Annotated in this window: 21 protein-coding genes; 17 read left to right on the top strand and 4 right to left on the bottom strand. The window is 52.8% G+C overall.

Features of this window, described 5'->3' with window-relative positions; all coding sequences use genetic code 11:
- Window positions 1-54: 54 nt before the first annotated feature.
- Both pta and ackA read right to left on the bottom strand, forming a co-directional pair.
- A complete protein-coding gene (pta, locus tag D9738_RS15380) occupies window positions 55-2,199 on the bottom strand; it encodes a phosphate acetyltransferase (RefSeq protein WP_130260564.1) in 2,145 nt (714 codons plus the stop codon).
- Between the two features lie 73 nt (window positions 2,200-2,272).
- Complete coding sequence (ackA, locus tag D9738_RS15375; protein WP_130207228.1) at window positions 2,273-3,475, bottom strand: acetate kinase; 1,203 nt, start codon at window positions 3,473-3,475, stop codon at window positions 2,273-2,275.
- 338 nt (window positions 3,476-3,813) lie between these two features.
- On the opposite strand from ackA, the gene yfbV reads away from it, so the two are divergent.
- From yfbV to D9738_RS15350, 4 genes are all read left to right on the top strand, one after another.
- Complete coding sequence (gene yfbV / locus D9738_RS15365; protein ID WP_000106627.1) at window positions 3,814-4,269, top strand: terminus macrodomain insulation protein YfbV; 456 nt, start codon at window positions 3,814-3,816, stop codon at window positions 4,267-4,269.
- Between the two features lie 83 nt (window positions 4,270-4,352).
- Complete coding sequence (locus tag D9738_RS15360; RefSeq protein WP_064526599.1) at window positions 4,353-4,847, top strand: YfbU family protein; 495 nt, start codon at window positions 4,353-4,355, stop codon at window positions 4,845-4,847.
- 10 nt (window positions 4,848-4,857) lie between these two features.
- The gene (hxpA, locus tag D9738_RS15355; protein WP_130260563.1) at window positions 4,858-5,508 is read left to right on the top strand and encodes a hexitol phosphatase HxpA; all 651 of its coding nucleotides are present in this window, start codon (window positions 4,858-4,860) and stop codon (window positions 5,506-5,508) included.
- An 86-nt stretch (window positions 5,509-5,594) separates the two neighbouring features.
- Window positions 5,595-7,427, top strand: a complete 1,833-nt coding sequence (locus tag D9738_RS15350) for an SLC13 family permease (RefSeq protein WP_130207223.1) — start codon at window positions 5,595-5,597, stop codon at window positions 7,425-7,427.
- Between the two features lie 60 nt (window positions 7,428-7,487).
- On the opposite strand, the gene yfbR is transcribed toward D9738_RS15350, so the two are convergent.
- Entirely contained in the window at window positions 7,488-8,087 is a 600-nt protein-coding gene (yfbR, locus tag D9738_RS15345) for a 5'-deoxynucleotidase (RefSeq protein WP_130207221.1), read from the bottom strand.
- An 83-nt stretch (window positions 8,088-8,170) separates the two neighbouring features.
- Window positions 8,171-9,388 carry an alanine transaminase AlaA gene (gene alaA, locus D9738_RS15340; RefSeq protein WP_064526608.1) on the bottom strand — a complete coding sequence of 406 codons (1,218 nt, stop codon included), beginning with the start codon at window positions 9,386-9,388 and terminating at the stop codon, window positions 8,171-8,173.
- A 924-nt stretch (window positions 9,389-10,312) separates the two neighbouring features.
- Between alaA and lrhA the strand changes: the two genes are divergently transcribed.
- From lrhA to nuoM, 13 genes are all read left to right on the top strand, one after another.
- Complete coding sequence (lrhA, locus tag D9738_RS15335; RefSeq protein ID WP_130207219.1) at window positions 10,313-11,251, top strand: transcriptional regulator LrhA; 939 nt, start codon at window positions 10,313-10,315, stop codon at window positions 11,249-11,251.
- 620 nt (window positions 11,252-11,871) lie between these two features.
- A complete protein-coding gene (gene nuoA, locus D9738_RS15330; RefSeq protein WP_000062997.1) occupies window positions 11,872-12,315 on the top strand; it encodes an NADH-quinone oxidoreductase subunit NuoA in 444 nt (147 codons plus the stop codon).
- 15 nt (window positions 12,316-12,330) lie between these two features.
- Complete coding sequence (nuoB, locus tag D9738_RS15325; RefSeq protein WP_000386733.1) at window positions 12,331-12,993, top strand: NADH-quinone oxidoreductase subunit NuoB; 663 nt, start codon at window positions 12,331-12,333, stop codon at window positions 12,991-12,993.
- Between the two features lie 93 nt (window positions 12,994-13,086).
- On the top strand, window positions 13,087-14,889 hold the full coding sequence (gene nuoC, locus D9738_RS15320) for an NADH-quinone oxidoreductase subunit C/D (protein WP_000247878.1): 1,803 nt from the start codon (window positions 13,087-13,089) through the stop codon (window positions 14,887-14,889).
- A gap of 2 nt (window positions 14,890-14,891) precedes the next feature.
- Window positions 14,892-15,392 carry an NADH-quinone oxidoreductase subunit NuoE gene (gene nuoE, locus D9738_RS15315; protein ID WP_000545042.1) on the top strand — a complete coding sequence of 167 codons (501 nt, stop codon included), beginning with the start codon at window positions 14,892-14,894 and terminating at the stop codon, window positions 15,390-15,392.
- Window positions 15,389-16,726 (top strand): NADH-quinone oxidoreductase subunit NuoF, encoded by a 1,338-nt coding sequence (gene nuoF, locus D9738_RS15310; RefSeq protein WP_000789507.1) that lies wholly within the window; start codon window positions 15,389-15,391, stop codon window positions 16,724-16,726. Before nuoE ends, nuoF begins: the two co-directional genes overlap by 4 nt.
- A 52-nt stretch (window positions 16,727-16,778) precedes the next feature.
- Window positions 16,779-19,505 carry an NADH-quinone oxidoreductase subunit NuoG gene (nuoG, locus tag D9738_RS15305; RefSeq protein WP_130260562.1) on the top strand — a complete coding sequence of 909 codons (2,727 nt, stop codon included), beginning with the start codon at window positions 16,779-16,781 and terminating at the stop codon, window positions 19,503-19,505.
- Window positions 19,502-20,479, top strand: a complete 978-nt coding sequence (nuoH, locus tag D9738_RS15300) for an NADH-quinone oxidoreductase subunit NuoH (protein WP_000118507.1) — start codon at window positions 19,502-19,504, stop codon at window positions 20,477-20,479. Before nuoG ends, nuoH begins: the two co-directional genes overlap by 4 nt.
- 14 nt (window positions 20,480-20,493) lie before the next feature.
- Complete coding sequence (nuoI, locus tag D9738_RS15295) at window positions 20,494-21,036, top strand: NADH-quinone oxidoreductase subunit NuoI (protein ID WP_000172749.1); 543 nt, start codon at window positions 20,494-20,496, stop codon at window positions 21,034-21,036.
- An 11-nt stretch (window positions 21,037-21,047) separates the two neighbouring features.
- Window positions 21,048-21,602, top strand: a complete 555-nt coding sequence (gene nuoJ, locus D9738_RS15290) for an NADH-quinone oxidoreductase subunit J (RefSeq protein ID WP_000393511.1) — start codon at window positions 21,048-21,050, stop codon at window positions 21,600-21,602.
- Window positions 21,599-21,901, top strand: coding sequence for an NADH-quinone oxidoreductase subunit NuoK (nuoK, locus tag D9738_RS15285; RefSeq protein ID WP_000612644.1), 303 nt, complete (start codon window positions 21,599-21,601; stop codon window positions 21,899-21,901). The genes nuoJ and nuoK overlap by 4 nt, the downstream gene beginning before the upstream one ends.
- Window positions 21,898-23,739, top strand: coding sequence for an NADH-quinone oxidoreductase subunit L (nuoL, locus tag D9738_RS15280; RefSeq protein WP_130260561.1), 1,842 nt, complete (start codon window positions 21,898-21,900; stop codon window positions 23,737-23,739). Before nuoK ends, nuoL begins: the two co-directional genes overlap by 4 nt.
- Before the next feature lie 230 nt (window positions 23,740-23,969).
- Window positions 23,970-25,499, top strand: coding sequence for an NADH-quinone oxidoreductase subunit M (nuoM, locus tag D9738_RS15275; RefSeq protein WP_130260560.1), 1,530 nt, complete (start codon window positions 23,970-23,972; stop codon window positions 25,497-25,499).
- The last annotated feature ends 6 nt before the right edge of the window (window positions 25,500-25,505 follow it).

Genomic DNA, 25,505 nt, shown 5'->3' with positions numbered 1-25,505 from the left:
TGGCTATTTCCGGTTCTGATATCCGCAGCAGTAAGGCTGCGGATTATGACGAGATTACTGCTGCTGTGCAGACTGAATCGCAGTCAGCGCGATGGTGTAGACGATATCGTCAACCAGTGCGCCACGGGACAGGTCGTTAACCGGCTTGCGCATACCCTGCAGCATCGGCCCGATGGAGATCAGGTCGGCAGAACGCTGTACCGCTTTGTAGGTGGTGTTACCGGTGTTCAGATCCGGGAAGATGAACACGGTAGCGCGACCTGCAACCGGAGAGTTCGGCGCTTTAGATTTCGCAACGTCAGCCATTACCGCAGCGTCGTACTGCAGCGGGCCGTCGATCATCAGGTCAGGACGTTTTTCCTGCGCCAGATGAGTTGCTTCGCGAACTTTCTCTACGTCGCTACCTGCACCAGAAGTACCGGTGGAGTAGGAGAGCATAGCCACACGCGGTTCGATACCGAAGGCTGCGGCGGAATCCGCGGACTGGATGGCGATTTCAGCCAGCTGTTCTGCGGTCGGATCCGGGTTGATCGCACAGTCACCGTAAACGTAAACCTGTTCCGGCAGCAGCATGAAGAACACGGAAGATACCAGAGAGCTACCCGGTGCAGTTTTGATCAGCTGCAGCGGCGGACGGATGGTGTTTGCGGTAGTGTGAACAGCACCAGAAACCAGACCATCAACTTCATCCTGTTCCAGCATCAGGGTACCGAGAACCACGTTGTCTTCCAGCTGTTCGCGGGCAACGGTTTCGGTCATGCCTTTGTTCTTACGCAGTTCGACCAGACGAGCAACATATTTTTCGCGAACCACTTCTGGATCAACGATTTCAATGCCTGCGCCCAGTTCTACGCCTTGAGACGCTGCAACTCGGTTGATCTCTGCCGGGTTACCCAACAGTACGCAAGTTGCGATACCACGTTCAGCACAGATGGCGGCTGCTTTAACGGTACGCGGTTCGTCGCCTTCCGGCAGAACGATACGTTTGCCCGCTTTGCGCGCCAGTTCGGTCAGCTGATAACGGAACGCAGGCGGAGACAGACGGCGGCTGCGCTCGGAAGTAGCAGTCAGAGAGTCAATCCAGTCAGCGTTGATGTAGTTAGCAACGTATTCCTGAACTTTCTCGATACGCTCGTGATCGTCAACCGGAACTTCCAGGTTGAAGCTCTGCAGGCTCAGAGAAGTCTGCCAGGTGTTGGTGTTCACCATGAATACCGGCAGGCCGGTAGCGAAAGCGCGTTCGCACAGTTTAGAAATGCGCGCGTCCATTTCATAGCCGCCAGTCAGCAGCAGAGCGCCGATTTCTACGCCGTTCATTGCAGCAAGGCAAGCGGCAACCAGTACGTCAGGACGGTCTGCGGAAGTTACCAGCAGAGAACCTGCACGGAAGTGCTCCAGCATGTGCGGAATGCTGCGTGCACAGAAAGTTACAGATTTCACGCGGCGAGTGTTGATGTCGCCTTCGTTGATGATGGTGGCATTCAGGTGGCGTGCCATATCGATAGCACGAGTCGCGATCAGATCAAAGCTCCACGGCACAGCGCCGAGAACCGGCAGCGGGCTGGATTCTTGCAGCTTCGCTGGATCAACATTGTTGATTTTAGCTTTGGAAGAGTCGTCGAAAATCTCGGACAGATCCGGGCGAGTACGACCCTGTTCATCAACCGGTGCGTTCAGTTTGTTAACGATAACGCCAGTGATGTTGGTGTTTTTGGCACCACCGAAGCTGTTACGAGTCAGTTCGATACGCTCTTTCAGCTGTTCCGGGGTGTCAGTACCCTGAGACATAACGAAGACGATTTCCGCGTTCAGCGTTTTGGCGATTTCGTAGTTCAGAGACTGGGCAAACTGGTGTTTACGTGTCGGTACCAGACCTTCAACCAGAACCACTTCAGCGTCTTTGGTGTTAGCGTGGTAGTTCGCGACGATCTCTTCCATCAGCACATCTTTTTTATTGCTGGAAAGCAGACCTTCAACGTAGCTCATTTTCAGCGGTTCGGCGGCTGTCGTGGTGGAAGAGCTCGCACGCACGATAGTCGTTGTCTGATCGGGCGCATCGCCACCGGTACGCGGCTGAGCAATAGGTTTGAAAACGCTCAGACGAACGCCTTTGCGTTCCATTGCACGGATCACGCCGAGGCTGACGCTGGTCAGACCGACGCTGGTTCCGGTAGGGATCAGCATAATAATACGGGACACGGTTTATCCTCTTTCGTTACCGCCGGTTGGCGGGTTACAAAACAGCACCGCCAGCTGGGCTGGCGGTGTGAAATCAGGCAGTCAGGCGGCTCGCGTCTTGCGCGATAACCAGTTCTTCGTTGGTTGGGATAACCACCGCAGGACGGGTACCTTCTTTGTTGATGAAACCAGATTTGCCGAAACGTGCAGCCAGGTTGCGTTCGCGATCAACTTCAAAGCCCAGCACGCCCAGTTTGCCCAGAGACAGTTCACGAACCATCGCTGCGTTTTCACCGATACCACCGGTGAATACAACAGCGTCCAGACGACCATCCATCAGCGCGGTGTATGCACCGATGTATTTCGCCAGGCGGTGGCAGTAAACGTCCATTGCGCGCTTCGCGTCTTCTTTCGTCGCGTAGTTATCTTCAACATAGCGGCAGTCGCTGGTCACTTCGGTCAGACCCAGCAGGCCAGACTCTTTGGTCAGCAGTTTGTTGATGGCATCAACGCTCATGCCGAGGGTGTCGTGCAGGTGGAAAATGATCGCCGGATCGATGTCACCAGAACGAGTACCCATTACCAGGCCTTCCAGCGGAGTCAGACCCATAGAGGTATCAACGCATTTGCCGTTACGGATAGCAGAAACGGAACCACCGTTGCCCAGGTGGCAGGTGATGATGTTCAGTTCTTCTACCGGTTTGTTCAGCATTTTTGCCGCTTCCTGAGTTACATAGAAGTGGCTGGTGCCGTGCGCGCCATAACGACGGATGCCGTGCTCTTTGTACAGGTTGTACGGCAGGGCGTAGAGGTAAGACTCTTCCGGCATAGTCTGGTGGAACGCCGTGTCAAATACAGCAACGTTTTTATCTTTCAACTGCGGGAAAGATTTCAGTGCTTCTTCGATACCGATCAGGTGAGCCGGGTTGTGCAGCGGTGCAAAAGAAGCTGCATCTTTGATACCCTGAATAACAGACTCGTCGATCACTACGGAGCTGGTATACTTCTCACCGCCGTGTACGATACGGTGACCGATAGCGGTCAGCTGCGCAGACAGTTCTGGTTTTTGTGCCAGAATAGTATTAACGATAAAGTTGAGCGCTTCGCTGTGAGCGGCGCCTGCACCTAAAGCCGCTTCTTGTTTATTGCCGTCCATTTTCCATTTGATACGTGCTTCGGGCAGGTGGAAACATTCGGCTAAACCAGAAAGGTACTCTTCACCATTCGCTGCATCGATGATTGCAAATTTCAGTGAAGAACTACCGCAGTTCAGAACCAGTACTAACTTACTCGACATGGAAGTACCTATAATTGATACGTGGCTAAAAAAACGTCAGGGAGCCATAGAGCGTAGCGCATGATGACACCGACATTTATGATTAACATCATGCACTGCAAATTTTTTTTGCATGATGGAAGAAATATCTTGAGTCTATGCCATTTTGCGTAATTTTCAGCCAATGGCATAATGTTTATGAATTTGACGACTCAATGAATATGTACTACTCGGCCATTTCAGGCTGCTAAAGGATACCTGATTGTGGGTATGGAAGACAAAATGTTTTGAACGTTGTCCCGCTGAGTTGTGAATTTGCACAAATTTTTGAATCTTTATATGTGAAGTTGAGGTGAAGCATGTCAACGCCGGATAATCGTTCTGTTAATTTTTTTAGCTTGTTTCGCCGGGGACAGCATTACTCAAAGACGTGGCCGCTGGAAAAACGCCTTGCCCCGGTCTTTGTTGAGAATCGAGTCATTAAGATGACGCGCTATGCGATCCGCTTTATGCCGCCGATCGCCGTGTTTACTCTCTGCTGGCAGATTGCGCTGGGCGGTCAGCTTGGTCCGGCAGTCGCCACTGCGTTGTTCGCCCTAAGCTTACCCATGCAGGGACTGTGGTGGCTGGGCAAGCGCTCTGTAACGCCATTACCACCTGCAATCCTCAACTGGTTTTATGAAGTTCGCGGTAAATTGCAGGAGTCTGGACAGGTGCTGGCACCTGTTGAAGGCAAGCCTGATTACCAGGCATTAGCTGACACGCTTAAGCGCGCCTTCAAACAACTGGATAAAACTTTCCTTGATGATTTGTAATTGACCCCTGATTACGCATATAAAAGAAGGCAGACATCGGCCTTCTTTTTTTTCACCGTAGTAGAGTGATACAGGAGTCAACAATGGAAATGACCAACGCGCAACGTCTTATTTTGTCTAACCAGTACAAAATGATGACTATGCTCGATCCGGCAAATGCTGAACGTTACCGTCGCCTGCAAACAATCATTGAGCGTGGTTATGGTTTACAAATGCGTGAACTGGATCGCGAGTTTGGCGAGCTGAAAGAAGAAACCTGCCGCACTATCATCGACATTATGGAGATGTATCACGCGCTGCATGTTTCCTGGTCTAATTTACAGGACCAGCAATCCATCGATGAACGTCGTGTCACCTTCCTCGGCTTTGACGCCGCCACCGAAGCACGTTATCTCGGTTATGTCCGCTTTATGGTTAACGTTGAAGGGCGTTACACCCATTTTGATGCCGGAACTCACGGTTTTAATGCCCAGACGCCAATGTGGGAGAAATATCTGCGCATGTTGAATGTCTGGCATGCCTGCCCGCGTCAGTATCACCTGAGCGCTAACGAAATTAACCAAATCATCAACGCCTGAGGAGGCCCGCGTGCGGTGTAAAGGTTTTCTGTTTGATCTGGATGGAACGCTGGTGGATTCTCTGCCCGCGGTAGAGCGGGCGTGGAGCAACTGGGCCAGACGTCATGGGCTAGCACCGGAAGATGTGCTGGCGTTTATTCATGGTAAACAGGCGATTACGTCTCTGCGCCATTTCATGATGGGCAAATCGGAGACGGAAATTGCCGCCGAGTTTACCCGTCTGGAACAAATCGAGGCCACGGAAACCGAAGGTATTACCGCACTCCCAGGGGCGATAGCTTTACTCAATCATTTGAATAAAGCGGGGATTCCGTGGGCCATTGTCACTTCTGGTTCCATGCCTGTTGCGCGAGCACGTCACAAAGTCGCCGGACTTCCCGCGCCGGAAGTGTTTGTTACCGCAGAGCGGGTTAAACGTGGAAAACCAGAGCCTGATGCATATCTGTTAGGTGCACAACTGTTGGGCCTTGCGCCGCAGGAATGCGTGGTGGTAGAGGATGCTCCCGCTGGTGTGCTTTCTGGCCTGGCGGCGGGTTGCAAGGTTATCGCAGTCAATGCACCGGCTGAGACGCCGCGTCTGAATGAGGTAGATTTGGTCCTCCATAGTCTGGAACAAATTACTGTGATCAAACAGCCAAATGGTGACGTTATTATTGCGTGAAACGCCAGATCATGATTTAGCCCCGTCCCGACGGGGCTTTTTTGTGGCAGAATCAGGCCATCCCCCTCAATTAACAAGGATACGTTGTGAACGGTGAATTGATCTGGGTTCTTTCATTACTGGCGGTTGCTATCGTCTTGTTTGCGACTGGCAGAGTGCGTATGGATGCGGTCGCTTTGTTTGTCATTGTTGCGTTTGCATTAAGCGGTACGCTGACCGTCCCTGAAGTGTTTTCCGGTTTTTCCGATCCTAACGTGGTACTGATCGCCGCCTTGTTTATTATTGGCGATGGTTTAGTCCGCACGGGTGTCGCCACTGTAATGGGGACATGGCTGGTTAAAGTGGCAGGCAACAGTGAAATCAAAATGTTGGTTTTGTTGATGCTGACCGTTGCGGGCCTTGGCGCGTTTATGAGTTCAACGGGCGTCGTCGCTATCTTTATCCCTGTGGTGTTAAGCGTCGCTATGCGCATGCAAACGTCGCCGTCGCGCCTGATGATGCCGTTAAGTTTTGCCGGGCTGATCAGCGGCATGATGACGCTGGTGGCAACGCCACCTAACCTGGTGATTAACAGTGAATTGCTGCGTGAAGGCTATCATGGTTTTAGTTTCTTTAGCGTAACCCCCATCGGCCTGGTCGTACTGGTGCTGGGCATCTTGTATATGTTAGTGATGCGTTTCATGCTGAAAGGGGATGCCCAGACCCCGCCGCGTGAAGGCTGGACGCGTCGTACCTTCCGCGATCTTATCCGTGAATACCGACTTACCGGGCGCGCGCGTCGCCTGGCCATTCGTCCCGGTTCGCCGATGATTGGCCAGCGACTGGACGATCTCAAATTACGTGAACGTTATGGCGCTAACGTCATCGGTGTTGAACGCTGGCGGCGTTTTCGTCGCGTTATTGTGAACGTGAACGGGGTTTCTGAATTCCGGGCGCGTGACGTTTTGCTTATTGATATGTCTGCGGCTGATGTCGATCTCCGACAATTTTGTAGTGAACAATTGCTGGAACCGATGGTGCTGCGCGGCGAGTATTTTTCCGATCAAGCCCTTGATGTTGGCATGGCGGAGATTTCATTAATTCCTGAGTCTGAGTTGATTGGTAAATCGGTGCGCGAAATTGGCTTTCGTACGCGCTACGGACTGAATGTGGTGGGCCTGAAACGCAACGGCGTGGCGCTAGAAGGTTCGCTGGCGGATGAGCCTCTGCTGCTGGGCGATATCATTCTGGTCGTCGGTAACTGGAAGCTTATCGGTATGTTGGCAAAACAGGGCCGCGACTTCGTGGCGCTGAACTTACCGGAAGAAGTGAGTGAAGCATCGCCTGCGCACAGTCAGGCACCCCATGCCATTTTCTGTCTGGTGTTGATGGTGGCGTTAATGCTGACTGATGAAATCCCTAATCCCATCGCGGCTATCATTGCCTGCCTGCTGATGGGAAAATTCCGCTGTATCGATGCTGAAAGCGCCTATAAATCCATTCACTGGCCGAGCATTATTTTGATCGTTGGGATGATGCCGTTCGCGGTAGCGCTACAGAAAACCGGCGGTGTCGCGCTGGCGGTGAAAGGGTTAATGGACATCGGCGGCGGTTACGGGCCGCATATGATGCTTGGCTGTTTGTTTGTCTTGTCGGCGGTGATTGGTTTGTTTATTTCGAATACGGCAACGGCTGTGTTGATGGCGCCGATTGCGCTGGCCGCGGCTAAAACAATGGGCGTCTCGCCGTATCCATTTGCCATGGTGGTGGCGATGGCAGCATCCGCCGCCTTTATGACGCCAGTTTCCTCACCGGTTAACACGTTGGTTTTAGGGCCGGGAAATTACAGCTTTAGTGATTTTGTGAAGCTGGGAGTACCGTTCACCGTTATTGTGATGGCGGTTTGCGTGGTGATGATTCCGATGCTGTTTCCGTTTTAACGAGAGCCCGATGCGACGCTGGCGCGTCTTATCAGGCTGCGTCGGCTGGTATCTGTCTGCTTACAGCGGCGAATCCTGGCTAATCTCATCGAGCGATAGTTGGAAGCTGGGAACAAAGACTTCAATGAAGTAGTCCATCTCCTGGCTGCGGCGCGCTTCAAGCGTCGCTTCCAGCCGCGTTTTTGCCAGCAAAAATTCATTATTTCCGGCTGCGAGCTCTTCCAGACATTTCAGATAGGCACAAAGTGCATCAGCCTGTTTCACCAGCGACTTTTCTTCATCGCTATACGCATTTTCATCGATTAATGGCGCGAAAATATCCCGCAACTCCTCCGGAACCATATCGACCAGCTTTTGTTGGGCGATTTTTTCAATGGCTTTGTATTCCTGAGCGATTTGCGAGTTGAAATATTTCACTGGGGTAGGGAGATCGCCGGTGAGCACTTCAGAGGCATCGTGGTACATCGCCAGCAGAGCGATGCGTTCAGCGTTGACATTTCCGCCAAACTTACGGTTTTTAATGGCAGCCAGCGCATGGGCGACCATCGCCACCTGCAAACTGTGCTCAGACACATTTTCTGTCCGTACATTGCGCATTAACGGCCAGCGGTTAATGAGTTTCAGACGGGAGAGATGGGCAAAAAAATGGCTCTGCTTCATAACGACCTTGCGTGTGATGACTTCATGAGATCATTGTGGGGGGATAACACTGCCGGACGCAATCTCCGGCAGTGAATTTAAGATTACAGCTGATGATAGCCAGAAAGGAAACGAGCGAATTTACTTAATGACAGTTCGATATCATCAACGCGCGGCAGCGTAACTATGCGGAAGTGGTCCGGCCACGGCCAGTTAAAAGCCGTCCCCTGAACCAGCAGAACTTTTTCCTGTAACAGGAAGTCCAGCACCATCTTCTGGTCGTCGTGAATATTAAAACGTTTGGCGTCGATTTTTGGGAACATGTACAGCGCGCCGCGTGGCTTCACGCAGGAAACGCCTGGAATGTCGTTAATCAATTCCCATGCGCGATTACGCTGCTCGTAAAGACGCCCGCCTGGTAAGATAAATTCACTGATACTCTGATAGCCACCCAATGCGGTCTGAATCGCGTGTTGTGCGGGAACGTTGGCGCAAAGTCGCATTGAGGCCAGCATCTCCAGACCTTCGATGTAGCCTTTGGCGTGTTTTTTCGGCCCGTTCAGCACCATCCAGCCCTGACGGAAGCCTGCCACGCGATACGTTTTCGACAGACCGTTAAAGGTAATGGTCAGCAGGTCAGGCGCCATCGCCGCGATCGAGTGATGCTCGGCGTCGTCGTAGAGAATTTTGTCGTAAATTTCATCGGCGAAGATAATGAGATTATGCTGACGCGCAATCTCCACAATTTCCATTAAAAGCTCTTTGGAATAAACCGCGCCGGTAGGGTTGTTCGGGTTGATAATAACGATACCGCGCGTACGAGGCGTAATTTTAGCGCGAATATCATCAAGGTCCGGAAACCAGTCAGAGGACTCGTCACAAAGGTAGTGCACCGCTTTACCGCTGGAGAGCGAAACCGCCGCGGTCCATAGTGGGTAATCAGGTGCAGGAACCAACATTTCATCCCCGCTGTTCAGCAAGGCCTGCATTGCCTGAACGATAAGCTCCGATACACCATTGCCGATGTAAATATCTTCCACGGTAACATCACGCATGCCTCGCGCCTGATAGTGCTGCATGATGGCTTTACGCGCAGAGTAGAGGCCTTTTGAATCACAATAGCCCTGAGCGGTCGGGAGGTTGCGTATCACGTCAACCAGGATCTCATCAGGAGCGTCAAAACCGAACGGGGCTGGGTTGCCGATGTTCAGTTTCAATACCTTGTTACCTTCTTCTTCCAGGCGTTTTGCTTCTTTCAGCACCGGACCACGGATGTCATAACAGACATTCTCTAACTTGCTGGATTTTTCAATGGGTGACATGAATCTTGACCTTTTTTGCTGTTATCGCCACTCCCTGCCGTGGAAGTCAGCTTAGAACAATGTACTCCCCCGAGGCGGTGTTTTGAAGTTCTGCAGAACAAGATTTTGCGAGAGTAAAAGAAGGGAATGTGCTGTTAATAACTTAATAATCGTTAAATATTGAGATGCATATGCTTAATGATTTGTGTTTTGTAGTGATTTATTCTAAGTATTAATCTAATGCATAGTTTTTTGTCTGGTAGATAAATGTGCGAATTTCCTTTGATTTAAGAAATCACGAACATAACATATTCATGATATTTTCATTATAAGTGAAACATTAACAGAGTAGTGATTGCCGAAGTGTCGTATAGGTGATGACGTGCGAAACTATTGTTAAGCGTAATTAATGAATGCAGGGTGTGCTAATTAATTATTATTTAATATTCAAAAAGGTTTTGTTGTGCTTATTAATAATAGAAGATTACTTTGCCTAACATAACATAACTTTGCATCAGATAATTCGCAATGGCCCTTATAAATAAATGGGTTTTAGGGTAAAATGCTCGCTTAAATGACGGAACCCCCACTTTTGATGCAGACAAATCATCGCCGCTTATGCGTGTTCACGCTGGGTTGGCGCCGCTTTGCTAGTAGTGGAACAAGGATCAACATTTACATTTACACAAACACTCGCATGTCATAAATAGAAAAGAGTGAGTAACTTAATAGATATGCGATTCCTGAAGATATATTCTGTGAACTACTTCAGGCATTATAACGGAACAATGTGAGTCGTTCTTATTAGTGCAACTCATATGCATTTTAACTTTCATCCAGACTTCCGGATGAAACTGCCAGGGAGGCACATTACAAATGGAATTGCTTGTTTGTGTGTGCACAGCATTAACCAGCTCAGTATGAGCCGCCAGTAAGTGATAATATATGATAAGTGCAAATCGTCCGATAATTAACCTCGACCTCGATCTGCTGAGAACATTTGTTGCTGTTGCCGATCTGAACACTTTTGCTGCCGCAGCTGCCGCCGTGTGTCGTACTCAGTCCGCTGTTAGTCAGCAAATGCAACGTCTTGAACAACTCGTTGGGAAAGAACTGTTCGCTCGGCATGGTCGTAACAAACTGTTAACTGAACATGGCATTCAGCTTCTTGGCTATGCCAGGAAGATCCTGCGTTTTAATGATGAAGCTTGCTCATCATTAATGTTCAGTAATCTTCAGGGCGTGTTAACAATCGGCGCTTCAGATGAATCTGCTGATACGATCTTACCTTTCCTGCTTAATCGCGTGAGTTCGGTTTATCCGAAACTTGCGCTGGATGTCCGCGTTAAGCGTAATGCTTATATGGCAGATATGCTGAAGTCCCAGGAAGTGGATTTAATGGTTACCACAAATCGTCCTGATACCTTTAAGGCGTTGAATCTGAGAACTTCTCCAACGCACTGGTATTGCGCTGCGGAATACGTATTGCAAAAAGGCGAGCCGATCCCTCTGGTGTTGTTGGATGATCCTAGTCCGTTCCGCGATATGGTTCTGGCAACACTCAATAAAGCAGATATTCCATGGCGTCTGGCTTATGTCGCCTCCACGTTGCCGGCGGTCCGTGCTGCCGTGAAAGCGGGATTGGGTGTAACAGCCAGGCCGGTTGAGATGATGAGTCCGGACCTGCGCGTCTTGAGTGCTGTGGACGGTTTACCACCACTGCCAGATACCGAATATTTGCTCTGCTATGATCCGTCCAGCGGTAATGAACTGGCCCAGGTGATATATCAGGCTATGGAGAGTTATCAGAATCCATGGCAGTTCAGCGCGACAGGAGCCCATGAAGGGGATGATTCTCTGTTAATTGAAGGCGATTACGAATAATTGCCTGGTACCAGGTAACCACATTTGTAAAAACAAGCCACTGATGTTTTTTTGAACGTCAGTGGCTTTTTTTTACAATAAATGATGACGACTTTTCCTGATTTTGAACAAATGTGTTCATTTTTCAATCGACCTCCATTCTCTATACGCGCGAACAAAAAATCGCCTGATAAAAATCTCCTGCTACAATAATGTTAAAAAATACGTGAACTTGTTGCTGTATTTTTGTTATGGATTAACAAAAGCGTGTCACAGATCAAGAAAATACTCTCTTTTAGGGGGAGGAATCGACACAAATTCCTGTCAAAATAGGCCCGTATTTTTTCCATTGCTTCACAACGGACACGATTCAACAACATCTAATTTTCCTGGAGTCGTCAATGATCTGGGATGAAGAGCATTAAATGCAAGGGTTGTTGGTATTATGTAAATTAATGTGAAGAAACTTTTGTTAAAGTTGACAAAAGGTTATAGAAAGGGGTAAAAGACCACATCAATTCACTGTATAAAATTGTTATTACAGTAGTTGTAAGGTTTTTTTTATTCCTCCCCATGAATCGATGTGGCGTCCATCTGCCGTGAAGAGCAGTGAATCTGGCGCTACTTTTGATGAGTAAGCAATGAGTATGTCAACATCCACTGAAGTCATCGCTCATCACTGGGCATTCGCTATCTTTCTTATCGTTGCCATTGGCCTGTGTTGCCTGATGCTGGTAGGCGGTTGGTTTTTAGGCGGTCGCGCACGCGCGAGGTCGAAAAACGTGCCGTTTGAATCCGGTATCGACTCGGTCGGCTCCGCCCGCTTACGCCTGTCCGCCAAGTTTTATCTGGTGGCCATGTTCTTCGTTATCTTCGACGTTGAAGCGCTGTATCTGTTCGCATGGTCAACCTCTATTCGCGAAAGCGGCTGGGTAGGCTTTGTGGAAGCTGCAATTTTTATTTTTGTGTTACTGGCAGGTCTGGTTTATCTGGTGCGTATTGGCGCGCTGGACTGGACGCCCGCGCGTTCACGCCGCGAGCGTATGAACCCGGAAACGAACAGTATCGCTAATCGTCAACGCTAACCGCGAGGCATTAAGATGGATTATACGCTCACCCGCATAGATCCCAACGGTGAGAACGACCGTTACCCCCTGCAAAAGCAGGAGATCGTAACCGACCCTCTGGAGCAAGAAGTTAACAAAAACGTGTTTATGGGCAAGCTCAATGACATGGTTAACTGGGGTCGTAAAAACTCAATTTGGCCGTATAACTTCGGTCTTTCCTGCTGTTACGTTGAGATGGTGACTTCGTTTACCGCGGTGCATGACGTGGCGCGTTTTGGCGCAGAAGTATTGCGTGCTTCGCCGCGTCAGGCTGACCTGATGGTGGTGGCAGGAACCTGCTTTACAAAAATGGCACCGGTTATTCAGCGTCTTTATGACCAGATGCTGGAACCAAAATGGGTTATCTCAATGGGTGCCTGTGCCAACTCCGGCGGTATGTACGATATTTATTCCGTTGTGCAGGGCGTCGATAAATTCATCCCGGTTGATGTGTATATCCCGGGCTGCCCGCCGCGTCCTGAAGCGTACATGCAGGCACTGATGCTGTTGCAGGAATCTATCGGTAAAGAACGTCGTCCGCTCTCCTGGGTGGTTGGCGATCAGGGCGTTTATCGCGCCAATATGCAATCAGAGCGCGAACGCAAGCGCGGTGAACGCATTGCCGTAACCAACCTGCGTACACCTGACGAGATTTAATTTGCGCCTGTCGGCAAAGGGATTTTTCTTCGCTTATTCCTAAATCTATTTCGCGAAGCTTACTGTGCCGACAGTCACCACGGACCATTTGCAATGGTGAACAATATGACCGACTTAACCGCGCAAGAACCCGCCTGGCAGACCCGCGATCATCTTGATGATCCGGTGATTGGCGAACTGCGCAACCGTTTTGGGCCGGATGCCTTTACTGTTCAGGCGACTCGCACCGGGGTTCCCGTTGTGTGGATCAAGCGTGAACAATTACTGGAAGTTGGCGATTTCTTAAAGAAACTGCCGAAACCTTACGTCATGCTGTTTGACTTACACGGCATGGACGAACGTCTGCGCACACACCGCGAAGGGTTGCCTGCCGCGGATTTTTCCGTTTTCTACCATCTGATTTCTATCGATCGTAACCGCGACATCATGCTGAAGGTGGCGCTGGCAGAAAACGACCTGCACGTACCGACCTTTACCAAACTGTTCCCGAACGCTAACTGGTATGAGCGTGAGACCTGGGATCTGTTTGGCATTACTTTCGACGGTCACCCGAACCTGCGCCGCATCATGATGCCGCAAACCTGGAAAGGTCACCCGCTGCGTAAAGATTACCCGGCGCGCGCTACCGAATTCTCGCCGTTTGAGCTGACCAAAGCCAAACAGGATCTGGAGATGGAAGCCCTGACCTTCAAACCGGAAGAGTGGGGGATGAAGCGCGGCACCGAAAACGAGGACTTCATGTTCCTCAATCTCGGTCCGAACCACCCGTCGGCGCACGGGGCTTTCCGTATCGTTTTGCAACTCGATGGCGAAGAGATTGTCGACTGCGTACCCGACATCGGCTACCACCACCGTGGCGCTGAGAAAATGGGCGAACGCCAGTCCTGGCACAGCTACATTCCGTATACCGACCGTATCGAATATCTCGGCGGCTGCGTTAACGAAATGCCTTACGTGCTGGCGGTAGAGAAACTGGCCGGGATCACCGTGCCGGATCGCGTTAACGTCATTCGCGTAATGCTCTCCGAACTGTTCCGCATCAACAGTCACCTGCTCTATATCTCCACCTTTATTCAGGACGTCGGCGCAATGACGCCAGTGTTCTTTGCCTTTACCGATCGGCAGAAAATTTACGATCTGGTGGAAGCAATCACTGGTTTCCGTATGCACCCGGCGTGGTTCCGTATTGGCGGCGTAGCGCACGACCTGCCGCGTGGCTGGGATCGTCTGCTGCGTGAGTTCCTCGACTGGATGCCGAAACGTCTGGCGTCTTACGAGAAAGCGGCGCTGCAAAACACCATTCTGAAAGGTCGTTCCCAGGGCGTTGCCGCCTATGGCGCGAAAGAGGCGCTGGAGTGGGGCACCACCGGTGCTGGCCTGCGTGCTACCGGGATCGACTTCGACGTGCGTAAGGCGCGTCCTTATTCTGGCTATGAAAACTTCGACTTTGAAATCCCGGTGGGTGGTGGTGTTTCTGACTGCTACACCCGCGTAATGCTTAAAGTGGAAGAGCTGCGCCAGAGTCTGCGCATTCTTGAGCAGTGCCTCAACAACATGCCGGAAGGCCCGTTCAAAGCGGATCACCCGCTGACCACACCGCCGCCGAAAGAGCGCACGCTGCAACATATCGAAACCCTGATCACCCACTTCCTGCAAGTGTCGTGGGGTCCGGTGATGCCTGCCAATGAATCTTTCCAGATGATTGAGGCGACTAAAGGGATCAATAGTTACTACCTGACCAGCGACGGTAGCACCATGAGTTATCGCACCCGTATCCGTACGCCGAGTTATGCGCATTTGCAGCAAATTCCGGCGGCGATCCGCGGCAGCCTGGTGTCTGACCTGATTGTTTATCTGGGCAGTATCGATTTTGTTATGTCAGATGTGGACCGCTAATTATGCACGAGAATCAACAACCACAAACCGAGGCTTTTGAGCTGAGTGCGGCAGAGCGTGAAGCGATTGAGCACGAGATGCACCACTACGAAGACCCGCGTGCGGCGTCCATTGAAGCGCTGAAAATCGTTCAGAAGCAGCGTGGCTGGGTGCCGGATGGCGCGATCCACGCGATCGCCGATGTGCTGGGTATTCCGGCGAGCGACGTCGAAGGTGTGGCAACGTTCTACAGCCAGATCTTCCGTCAGCCGGTAGGCCGCCATGTGATCCGTTATTGCGACAGCGTGGTTTGTCACATCAACGGTTACCAGGGCATTCAGGCGGCGCTGGAGAAAAAGCTGAACATCAAACCAGGGCAAACGACATTTGATGGCCGCTTTACGCTGCTGCCAACTTGCTGCCTGGGGAACTGTGATAAAGGGCCAAACATGATGATCGATGAGGACACTCACGCGCATCTGACCCCGGAAGCGATCCCTGAACTGCTGGAGCGGTATAAATGAAAAACATTATCCGTACTCCCGAAACGCATCCGCTAACCTGGCGTCTGCGTGATGACAAACAGCCAGTATGGCTGGACGAATACCGCAGCAAAAACGGTTACGAAGGCGCGCGTAAGGCGCTGACCGGGCTGTCTCCGGACGAGATCGTTAATCAGGTTAAAGACTCTGGTCTGAAAGGGCGCGGCGGTGCAGGCTTTTCAACTGGCCTGAAGTGGAGCCTGATGCCGAAAGACGAATCCATGAACATCCGTTACCTGCTATGTAACGCCGATGAAATGGAGCCTGGCACTTATAAAGACCGTCTGCTGATGGAGCAACTGCCGCACCTGCTGGTGGAAGGCATGCTTATTTCCGCGTTTGCGCTGAAAGCCTACCGTGGCTACATCTTCCTGCGTGGCGAATATATTGAAGCAGCCGTGAATCTGCGCCGTGCCATTGCCGAAGCGACCGAAGCGGGTCTGCTCGGTAAAAATATTATGGGAACAGGTTTTGATTTTGAACTGTTCGTCCATACCGGGGCAGGGCGCTATATCTGCGGTGAAGAAACGGCGTTAATCAACTCCCTGGAAGGGCGTCGCGCTAACCCACGCTCGAAACCTCCCTTCCCGGCAACCTCCGGCGCATGGGGTAAACCGACCTGCGTCAACAACGTCGAAACTCTGTGTAACGTTCCGGCAATCCTCGCAAACGGCGTGGAGTGGTATCAGAACATCTCGAAAAGCAAAGATGCTGGCACCAAGCTGATGGGCTTCTCCGGTCGGGTGAAAAATCCGGGCCTGTGGGAACTGCCGTTCGGCACCACCGCACGCGAGATCCTCGAAGATTACGCCGGTGGTATGCGCGATGGCCTGAAGTTCAAAGCCTGGCAGCCAGGCGGCGCTGGGACTGACTTCCTGACCGAAGCGCACCTTGACCTGCCGATGGAATTCGAAAGTATCGGTAAAGCGGGAAGCCGTCTGGGTACGGCGCTGGCGATGGCGGTTGACCACGAGATCAACATGGTGTCGCTGGTGCGTAACCTGGAAGAGTTTTTCGCCCGTGAGTCCTGCGGCTGGTGTACGCCGTGCCGCGACGGTCTGCCGTGGAGCGTGAAAATTCTGCGTGCGCTGGAGCGTGGCGAAGGTCAGCCGGGCGATATCGAAACACTTGAGCAACTGTGTCGATTCTTAGGCCCGGGTAAAACTTTCTGTGCCCACGCACCTGGTGCAGTGGAGCCGTTACAGAGCGCCATCAAATATTTCCGCGAAGAATTTGAGGCGGGAATCAAACAGCCGTTCAGCAATACCCATTTGATTAATGGGATTCAGCCGAACCTGCTGAAAGAGCGCTGGTAACCGAATTTCGATTAACGCTCGGTCCCTGACCGAGAAAACTGGAAGCATGCTAATGGCTACAATTCATGTAGACGGCAAAGAATACGAGGTCAACGGAGCGGACAACCTGCTGGAAGCTTGTCTGTCTCTGGGCCTTGATATTCCTTACTTTTGCTGGCATCCGGCGCTGGGAAGCGTCGGTGCTTGCCGCCAGTGTGCGGTGAAGCAATACCAAAACGCGGAAGACACGCGTGGTCGCCTGGTGATGTCCTGTATGACACCGGCTTCCGATGGCACCTTTATTTCCATTGACGACGAAGAAGCGAAACAGTTCCGTGAAAGTGTGGTCGAGTGGTTGATGACTAACCATCCGCACGACTGTCCGGTATGTGAAGAAGGCGGTAACTGCCATCTTCAGGATATGACCGTGATGACCGGGCATACCTTCCGTCGCTACCGTTTCACCAAACGTACCCACCGCAATCAGGACCTGGGGCCGTTCATCTCTCACGAAATGAACCGCTGCATCGCCTGCTACCGCTGCGTGCGTTACTACAAAGATTACGCTGACGGTACAGATCTGGGCGTTTATGGCGCGCACGACAACGTCTACTTCGGTCGCCCGGAAGACGGCACGCTGGAAAGCGAATTTTCCGGTAACCTGGTCGAAATTTGCCCGACCGGCGTATTTACCGACAAAACGCACTCCGAGCGTTACAACCGTAAATGGGATATGCAGTTTGCGCCGAGCATCTGCCAGCAATGTTCCATCGGCTGTAACATCAGCCCCGGCGAGCGTTATGGCGAACTGCGTCGTATCGAAAACCGTTACAACGGTACGGTAAACCACTACTTCCTCTGCGACCGTGGTCGTTTCGGTTACGGCTACGTCAACCTGAAAGATCGTCCGCGTCAGCCAGTACAGCGTCGTGGCGATGATTTCATTACCCTCAACGCCGAACAGGCAATGCAGGGCGCGGCAGATATTCTGCGTCAGTCGAAGAAAGTGATCGGTATTGGTTCTCCGCGCGCCAGCGTGGAAAGCAACTTTGCGCTGCGTGAGCTGGTGGGCGAAGAAAACTTCTATACCGGTATCGCTCACGGTGAGCAGGAACGTCTGCAACTGGCGCTGAAAGTACTGCGTGAAGGCGGCATTTATACTCCGGCTCTGCGCGAAATCGAATCTTACGATGCGGTACTGGTGCTGGGCGAAGACGTTACCCAGACCGGCGCGCGCGTCGCGCTGGCAGTGCGTCAGGCGGTGAAAGGTAAAGCGCGCGAAATGGCGGCAGCACAGAAAGTGGCTGACTGGCAGATTGCGGCAATCCTCAACATCGGTCAACGTGCGAAGCATCCGCTGTTTGTTACCAACGTTGATGACACCCGCCTGGATGATATCGCGGCGTGGACTTACCGCGCACCGGTTGAAGATCAGGCGCGTTTAGGTTTTGCCATCGCTCATGCGCTGGATAACTCTGCACCAGCGGTTGACGGTATTGAACCTGAGCTGCAAAGCAAAATCGACGTCATCGTGCAGGCACTGGCTGGTGCGAAGAAACCGTTGATTATCTCCGGGACGAACGCCGGTAGCGCTGAAGTGATTCAGGCTGCGGCTAACGTGGCGAAAGCCCTGAAAGGTCGCGGCGCTGACGTCGGTATCACCATGATTGCCCGTTCTGTAAACAGCATGGGGCTGGGCATTATGGGTGGTGGTTCGCTGGAAGAAGCGTTAACCGAACTGGAAACCGGACGCGCCGACGCGGTGGTGGTGCTGGAAAACGATCTGCATCGTCACGCTTCCGCTACCCGCGTGAATGCTGCGCTGGCTAAAGCGCCGCTGGTGATGGTGGTTGACCATCAACGCACAGCGATCATGGAAAACGCCCATCTGGTGCTTTCTGCCGCCAGCTTTGCTGAAAGCGACGGTACGGTAATTAATAATGAAGGCCGCGCCCAACGTTTCTTCCAGGTTTACGACCCGTCCTATTACGACAGCAAAACTGTCATGCTGGAAAGCTGGCGCTGGTTGCACTCGTTGCACAGCACCCTGCTGAGCCGAGAAGTGGACTGGACGCAGCTCGACCACGTGATTGACGCCGTTGTGGCGAAAATCCCGGAACTGGCGGGTATCAAAGATGCTGCGCCGGATGCGACATTCCGTATTCGTGGGCAGAAACTGGCCCGTGAGCCGCACCGTTACAGCGGTCGTACTGCCATGCGCGCCAACATCAGCGTTCATGAGCCGCGTCAGCCGCAGGACATTGACACCATGTTCACCTTCTCGATGGAAGGTAACAACCAGCCGACCGCGCACCGTTCGCAAGTGCCGTTTGCCTGGGCGCCAGGCTGGAACTCCCCGCAGGCGTGGAACAAATTCCAGGACGAAGTGGGCGGCAAACTGCGCTTTGGCGATCCGGGCGTGCGTCTGTTTGAAACCAGCGAAAACGGTCTGGATTACTTCACCAGCGTACCGGCACGCTTCCAGCCGCAGGACGGGAAATGGCGTATCGCGCCTTACTACCACCTGTTTGGCAGCGATGAATTGTCACAGCGTGCTCCGGTCTTCCAGAGCCGTATGCCGCAGCCGTACATCAAACTCAACCCAGCGGATGCCGCGAAGTTAGGTGTGAACGCAGGTACACGCGTCTCCTTTAGTTACGATGACAACACGGTCACGCTGCCGGTTGAAATCGCCGAAGGGCTGACGGCAGGGCAGGTTGGCTTGCCGATGGGTATGTCCGGCATTGCTCCGGTGCTGGCCGGCGCGCATCTTGAGGATCTCAAGGAGGCACAACAATGAGTTGGATATCACCGGAACTGATTGAGATCCTGCTGACCATCCTCAAAGCGGTGGTGATCCTGCTGGTGGTTGTCACCTGTGGGGCATTCATGAGCTTTGGCGAACGTCGCCTGCTGGGTCTGTTCCAGAACCGTTACGGACCTAACCGTGTTGGCTGGGGCGGTTCGCTCCAGCTGGTTGCGGACATGATCAAAATGTTCTTTAAAGAAGACTGGATCCCGAAATTCTCGGATCGCGTCATCTTTACCCTGGCACCGATGATTGCTTTTACCTCGCTGCTGCTGGCCTTTGCGATTGTGCCAGTCAGCCCAGGTTGGGTGGTTGCCGACCTGAACATCGGGATTTTGTTCTTCCTGATGATGGCCGGTCTGGCGGTTTACGCGGTGCTGTTTGCGGGCTGGTCAAGTAACAACAAATACTCGCTGCTGGGTGCGATGCGTGCTTCTGCGCAGACCCTGAGCTACGAAGTGTTCCTAGGGCTTTCCCTGATGGGCGTGGTGGCGCAGGCCGGTTCATTCAACATGACCGACATCGTCAACAGCCAGGCGCATGTGTGGAACGTCATCCCGCAATTCTTTGGTTTTATTACCTTTGCCATCGCGGGCGTGGCGGTGTGTCACCGTCACCCGTTTGACCAGCCGGAAGCCGAGCAGGAACTGGCGGATGGTTACCACATTGAATATTCCGGCATGAAGTTCGGTCTGTTCTTCGTGGGTGAATACATCGGGATTGTGACCATCTCTGCACTGATGGTGACGCTGTTCTTCGGTGGCTGGCAAGGCCCGTTGTTACCGCCATTCATCTGGTTCGCGCTGAAAACCGCGTTCTTTATGATGATGTTCATTTTGATTCGTGCGTCGTTACCGCGTCCGCGTTATGACCAGGTAATGTCCTTCGGCTGGAAAATCTGCCTGCCGCTGACGCTGATCAACTTGCTGGTAACGGCGGCTGTCATTCTCTGGCAGGCGCAATAAGGGGCAATAAGACCATGACCTTAAAAGAATTGTTAGTAGGTTTCGGCACCCAGGTTCGTAGTATCTGGATGATCGGCCTGCACGCGTTCGCCAAACGCGAAACGCGAATGTACCCGGAAGAGCCGGTCTATCTGCCGCCCCGTTATCGTGGTCGTATCGTTCTGACCCGCGACCCGGACGGCGAAGAGCGTTGCGTAGCCTGTAACCTCTGCGCGGTAGCCTGCCCGGTCGGCTGTATCTCGCTGCAAAAAGCAGAAACCAAAGACGGTCGCTGGTATCCGGAATTTTTCCGCATCAACTTCTCACGCTGCATTTTCTGTGGTTTGTGCGAAGAAGCCTGTCCGACCACGGCGATTCAGTTAACCCCGGATTTCGAAATGGGGGAATACAAGCGCCAGGATCTGGTTTACGAGAAAGAGGATCTGCTGATCTCCGGTCCGGGCAAATACCCGGAATATAACTTCTACCGGATGGCAGGTATGGCAATCGACGGCAAAGATAAGGGCGAAGCAGAGAACGAAGCCAAGCCTATCGACGTCAAGAGCCTGTTACCGTAAGGAGAGGGGCAATGGAGTTCGCTTTTTATATCTGTGGCCTGATAGCCATACTTGCGACCTTGCGAGTGATCACCCATACCAATCCGGTACACGCACTGCTGTACCTGATTATTTCGCTGCTGGCGATTTCCGGGGTGTTCTTCTCGCTGGGCGCTTACTTCGCCGGTGCGTTGGAAATTATCGTCTACGCGGGTGCCATTATGGTGCTGTTCGTGTTCGTGGTGATGATGCTCAACCTGGGCGGTTCGGAAATCGAACAAGAACGCCAGTGGCTGAAACCGCAGGTGTGGATTGGTCCGGCAATTTTGTCGGCCATCATGCTGGTGGTGATTGTTTACGCCATCCTCGGTGTTAACGATCAGGGTATCGACGGTACGCCAATCAGTGCTAAAGCAGTGGGTATTACGCTGTTCGGGCCTTATGTACTGGCGGTAGAACTGGCTTCTATGCTGCTGCTCGCGGGTCTGGTTGTGGCCTTCCACGTCGGTCGTGAAGAGCGTGCGGGTGAAGTGCTGAGCAATCGTAAAGACGACAGCGCGAAAAGAAAAACGGAGGAGCACGCATGATCCCCTTACAACATGGACTGATCCTCGCGGCAATCTTATTCGTTCTTGGCTTAACCGGTCTGGTTATCCGTCGCAATCTGCTGTTTATGCTGATTGGTCTGGAAATCATGATTAACGCCTCCGCGCTGGCCTTTGTGGTCGCCGGAAGCTACTGGGGCCAGACCGACGGTCAGGTGATGTACATTCTCGCCATCAGCCTCGCGGCGGCAGAAGCGAGTATCGGCCTTGCGCTGCTGCTGCAACTTCACCGTCGTCGCCAGAACCTGAACATCGATTCAGTAAGTGAGATGCGCGGATGAACATGCTTGCCTTAACCATTATTTTGCCATTGATTGGCTTCGTCCTGCTGGCATTCTCCCGTGGGCGCTGGTCTGAAAACGTCTCGGCGATCGTCGGCGTTGGCTCTGTGGGCCTGGCGGCGCTGGTAACTGCCTTTATCAGCGTTGACTTCTTCGCTAACGGTGAGCAGGCATACAGCCAGCCGCTGTGGACGTGGATGTCGGTAGGCGACTTTAACATCGGTTTCAATCTGGTGCTGGACGGCCTGTCGCTGACCATGCTCTCGGTGGTTACCGGTGTGGGTTTCCTGATCCACATGTACGCCTCCTGGTACATGCGCGGTGAAGAGGGCTACTCTCGCTTCTTCGCCTACACCAACCTGTTCATCGCCAGCATGGTAGTTCTGGTGCTCGCCGATAACCTGCTGCTGATGTACCTCGGCTGGGAAGGCGTGGGCCTGTGCTCCTATCTGCTGATCGGTTTCTATTACACCGATCCGAAGAATGGCGCAGCGGCAATGAAAGCGTTCGTCGTGACCCGTGTGGGTGACGTGTTCCTCGCTTTCGCGCTGTTCATTCTCTACAACGAGCTGGGTACGCTGAACTTCCGCGAAATGGTGGAACTGGCGCCTGCGCACTTTGCTGACGGCAATAACATGCTGATGTGGGCGACGCTGATGCTGCTGGGCGGTGCGGTTGGTAAATCTGCGCAGTTGCCGTTGCAGACATGGCTTGCCGACGCGATGGCGGGCCCGACGCCTGTCTCCGCGCTGATCCACGCCGCAACGATGGTAACCGCGGGTGTCTACCTGATCGCCCGTACCCACGGCCTGTTCCTGATGACCCCGGAAGTTCTGCATCTGGTAGGCATTGTTGGGGCGGTTACGCTGCTGCTGGCCGGTTTTGCCGCGCTGGTACAGACCGACATCAAACGTGTTCTCGCTTACTCTACCATGAGCCAGATTGGCTACATGTTCCTCGCGCTTGGCGTGCAGGCATGGGATGCGGCGATTTTCCACTTGATGACCCACGCGTTCTTTAAAGCGCTGCTGTTCCTGGCATCCGGTTCCGTCATTCTGGCCTGCCATCACGAACAGAACATCTTCAAGATGGGCGGTCTGCGTAAATCTATTCCGCTGGTTTATCTCTGCTTCCTGGTGGGCGGCGCAGCACTGTCGGCACTGCCGCTGGTCACTGCGGGCTTCTTCAGTAAGGATGAGATCCTCGCGGGTGCGATGGCGAATGGTCATATCAATCTGATGGTGGCAGGTCTGGTCGGTGCGTTTATGACCTCGCTCTACACCTTCCGTATGATTTTCATCGTCTTCCACGGAAAAGAACAAATTCACGCTCACGCCGTGAAAGGGGTAACTCACAGCCTGCCGCTGATTGTGCTGCTGATCCTTTCCACCTTCGTTGGCGCACTGATTGTACCGCCGCTGCAGGGCGTGCTTCCGCAAACGACGGAACTGGCGCACGGCAGCATGTTGACCCTGGAAATTACCTCTGGCGTGGTCGCGGTTGTCGGCATTCTGCTGGCAGCCTGGCTGTGGCTGGGTAAACGTACTCTGGTGACCTCCATCGCCAACAGTGCGCCGGGCCGCCTGCTGGGCACCTGGTGGTACAACGCCTGGGGCTTCGACTGGCTGTATGACAAAGTATTCGTCAAGCCGTTCCTGGGGATTGCCTGGTTGCTGAAACGCGATCCGCTGAACTCAATGATGAACATCCCGGCGGTTCTTTCCCGCTTTGCAGGTAAAGGTCTACTGTTAAGCGAGAACGGCTACCTGCGCTGGTATGTGGCATCCATGAGCATCGGTGCGGTCGTGGTGCTGGCACTGTTGATGGTACTGCGTTGAGTTGTTGGCTGAGTGAATATACCCGGCGCTGAGCCGGGTCTGTGAACTAAGAATAAATTTTAGGTAACTGTTCCTGAAGTACAGGCGTCATCGGCGAAGTCAGACCGGATACCGCCAGCGCACAGCAACCGGAACGTACTTAAGTACGTGAGGATTGCGAGCACTGCCGGGATTCGGGCTGGCGAGTGAGATAGCCTGAGCAGGAGTAAATATAAGGGACATACTTAGCTATGTTATTACCCTGGTTAATACTAATCCCCTTTATCGGCGGCTTCCTGTGCTGGCAGACCGAACGCTTTGGCGTCAAGGTGCCGCGCTGGGTAGCGCTGATCACCATGGGATTGACGCTGGCGCTGTCGCTGCAACTGTGGTTGCAGGGCGGTTATTCACTGACGCAATCCGCCGGAATTCCGCAGTGGCAGTCTGAATTCGACATGCCGTGGATCCCGCGTTTTGGTATCTCTATCCATCTCGCCATTGACGGTCTGTCGCTGCTGATGGTCGTGCTGACCGGTTTGCTCGGTGTGCTGGCGGTACTCTGTTCGTGGAACGAGATCGAAAAATATCAGGGCTTCTTCCACCTCAACCTGATGTGGATCCTGGGCGGCGTTATCGGCGTGTTCCTTGCCATCGACATGTTCCTGTTCTTCTTCTTCTGGGAAATGATGTTGGTGCCGATGTACTTCCTGATCGCACTGTGGGGGCATAAAGCTTCTGACGGTAAAACGCGTATCACGGCGGCAACCAAGTTCTTCATTTATACCCAGGCGAGTGGTCTGGTGATGTTGATCGCCATCCTGGCGCTGGTCTTTGTTCACTACAACGCGACCGGCGTCTGGACCTTCAACTATGAAGAGCTGCTGAATACGCCAATGTCTGGCGGCGTGGAATACCTGTTGATGCTGGGCTTCTTCATCGCCTTTGCGGTGAAAATGCCGGTGGTTCCGCTGCATGGCTGGCTGCCGGATGCGCACTCCCAGGCACCAACTGCGGGTTCCGTTGACCTCGCGGGGATCTTGCTGAAAACCGCCGCTTACGGTCTGCTGCGTTTCTCCCTGCCGCTGTTCCCGAACGCGTCGGCAGAGTTTGCACCAATTGCTATGTGGCTGGGTGTTATCGGCATCTTCTACGGTGCGTGGATGGCCTTCGCCCAGACCGATATCAAACGTCTGATCGCCTACACCTCGGTTTCCCACATGGGCTTCGTGCTGATTGCCATCTACACCGGCAGCCAGTTGGCCTACCAGGGCGCGGTAATTCAGATGATTGCGCACGGCTTGTCAGCGGCGGGTCTGTTTATTCTCTGCGGTCAGCTCTATGAACGTATCCATACCCGCGACATGCGCATGATGGGCGGTCTGTGGAGCAAGATGAAATGGCTGCCAGCACTGTCGCTGTTCTTTGCGGTGGCAACGCTTGGGATGCCAGGCACCGGTAACTTCGTCGGCGAATTTATGATTCTGTTCGGCAGCTTCCAGGTTGTCCCGGTGATTACCGTTATCTCTACCTTTGGGCTGGTCTTTGCATCTGTTTATTCGCTGGCAATGTTACATCGCGCTTACTTCGGTAAAGCGAAAAGCGAGATTGCCAGCAAAGAACTGCCAGGGATGTCGCTGCGCGAGCTGTTTATGATCCTGTTGCTGGTGGTGCTGCTGGTACTGCTGGGCTTCTATCCGCAGCCGATTCTGGATACCTCGCACTCCGCGATTGGCAATATCCAGCAGTGGTTTGTTAATTCCGTTACTACTACAAGGCCGTAAATCGCC

Source organism: Escherichia sp. E10V5 (assembly GCF_004212315.1).
In the GTDB taxonomy this organism is placed as follows: Bacteria; Pseudomonadota; Gammaproteobacteria; order Enterobacterales; family Enterobacteriaceae; genus Escherichia.
Note: the sequence above shows the minus strand (reverse complement) of the source record. Positions and strands in the feature narration are given on the sequence as shown.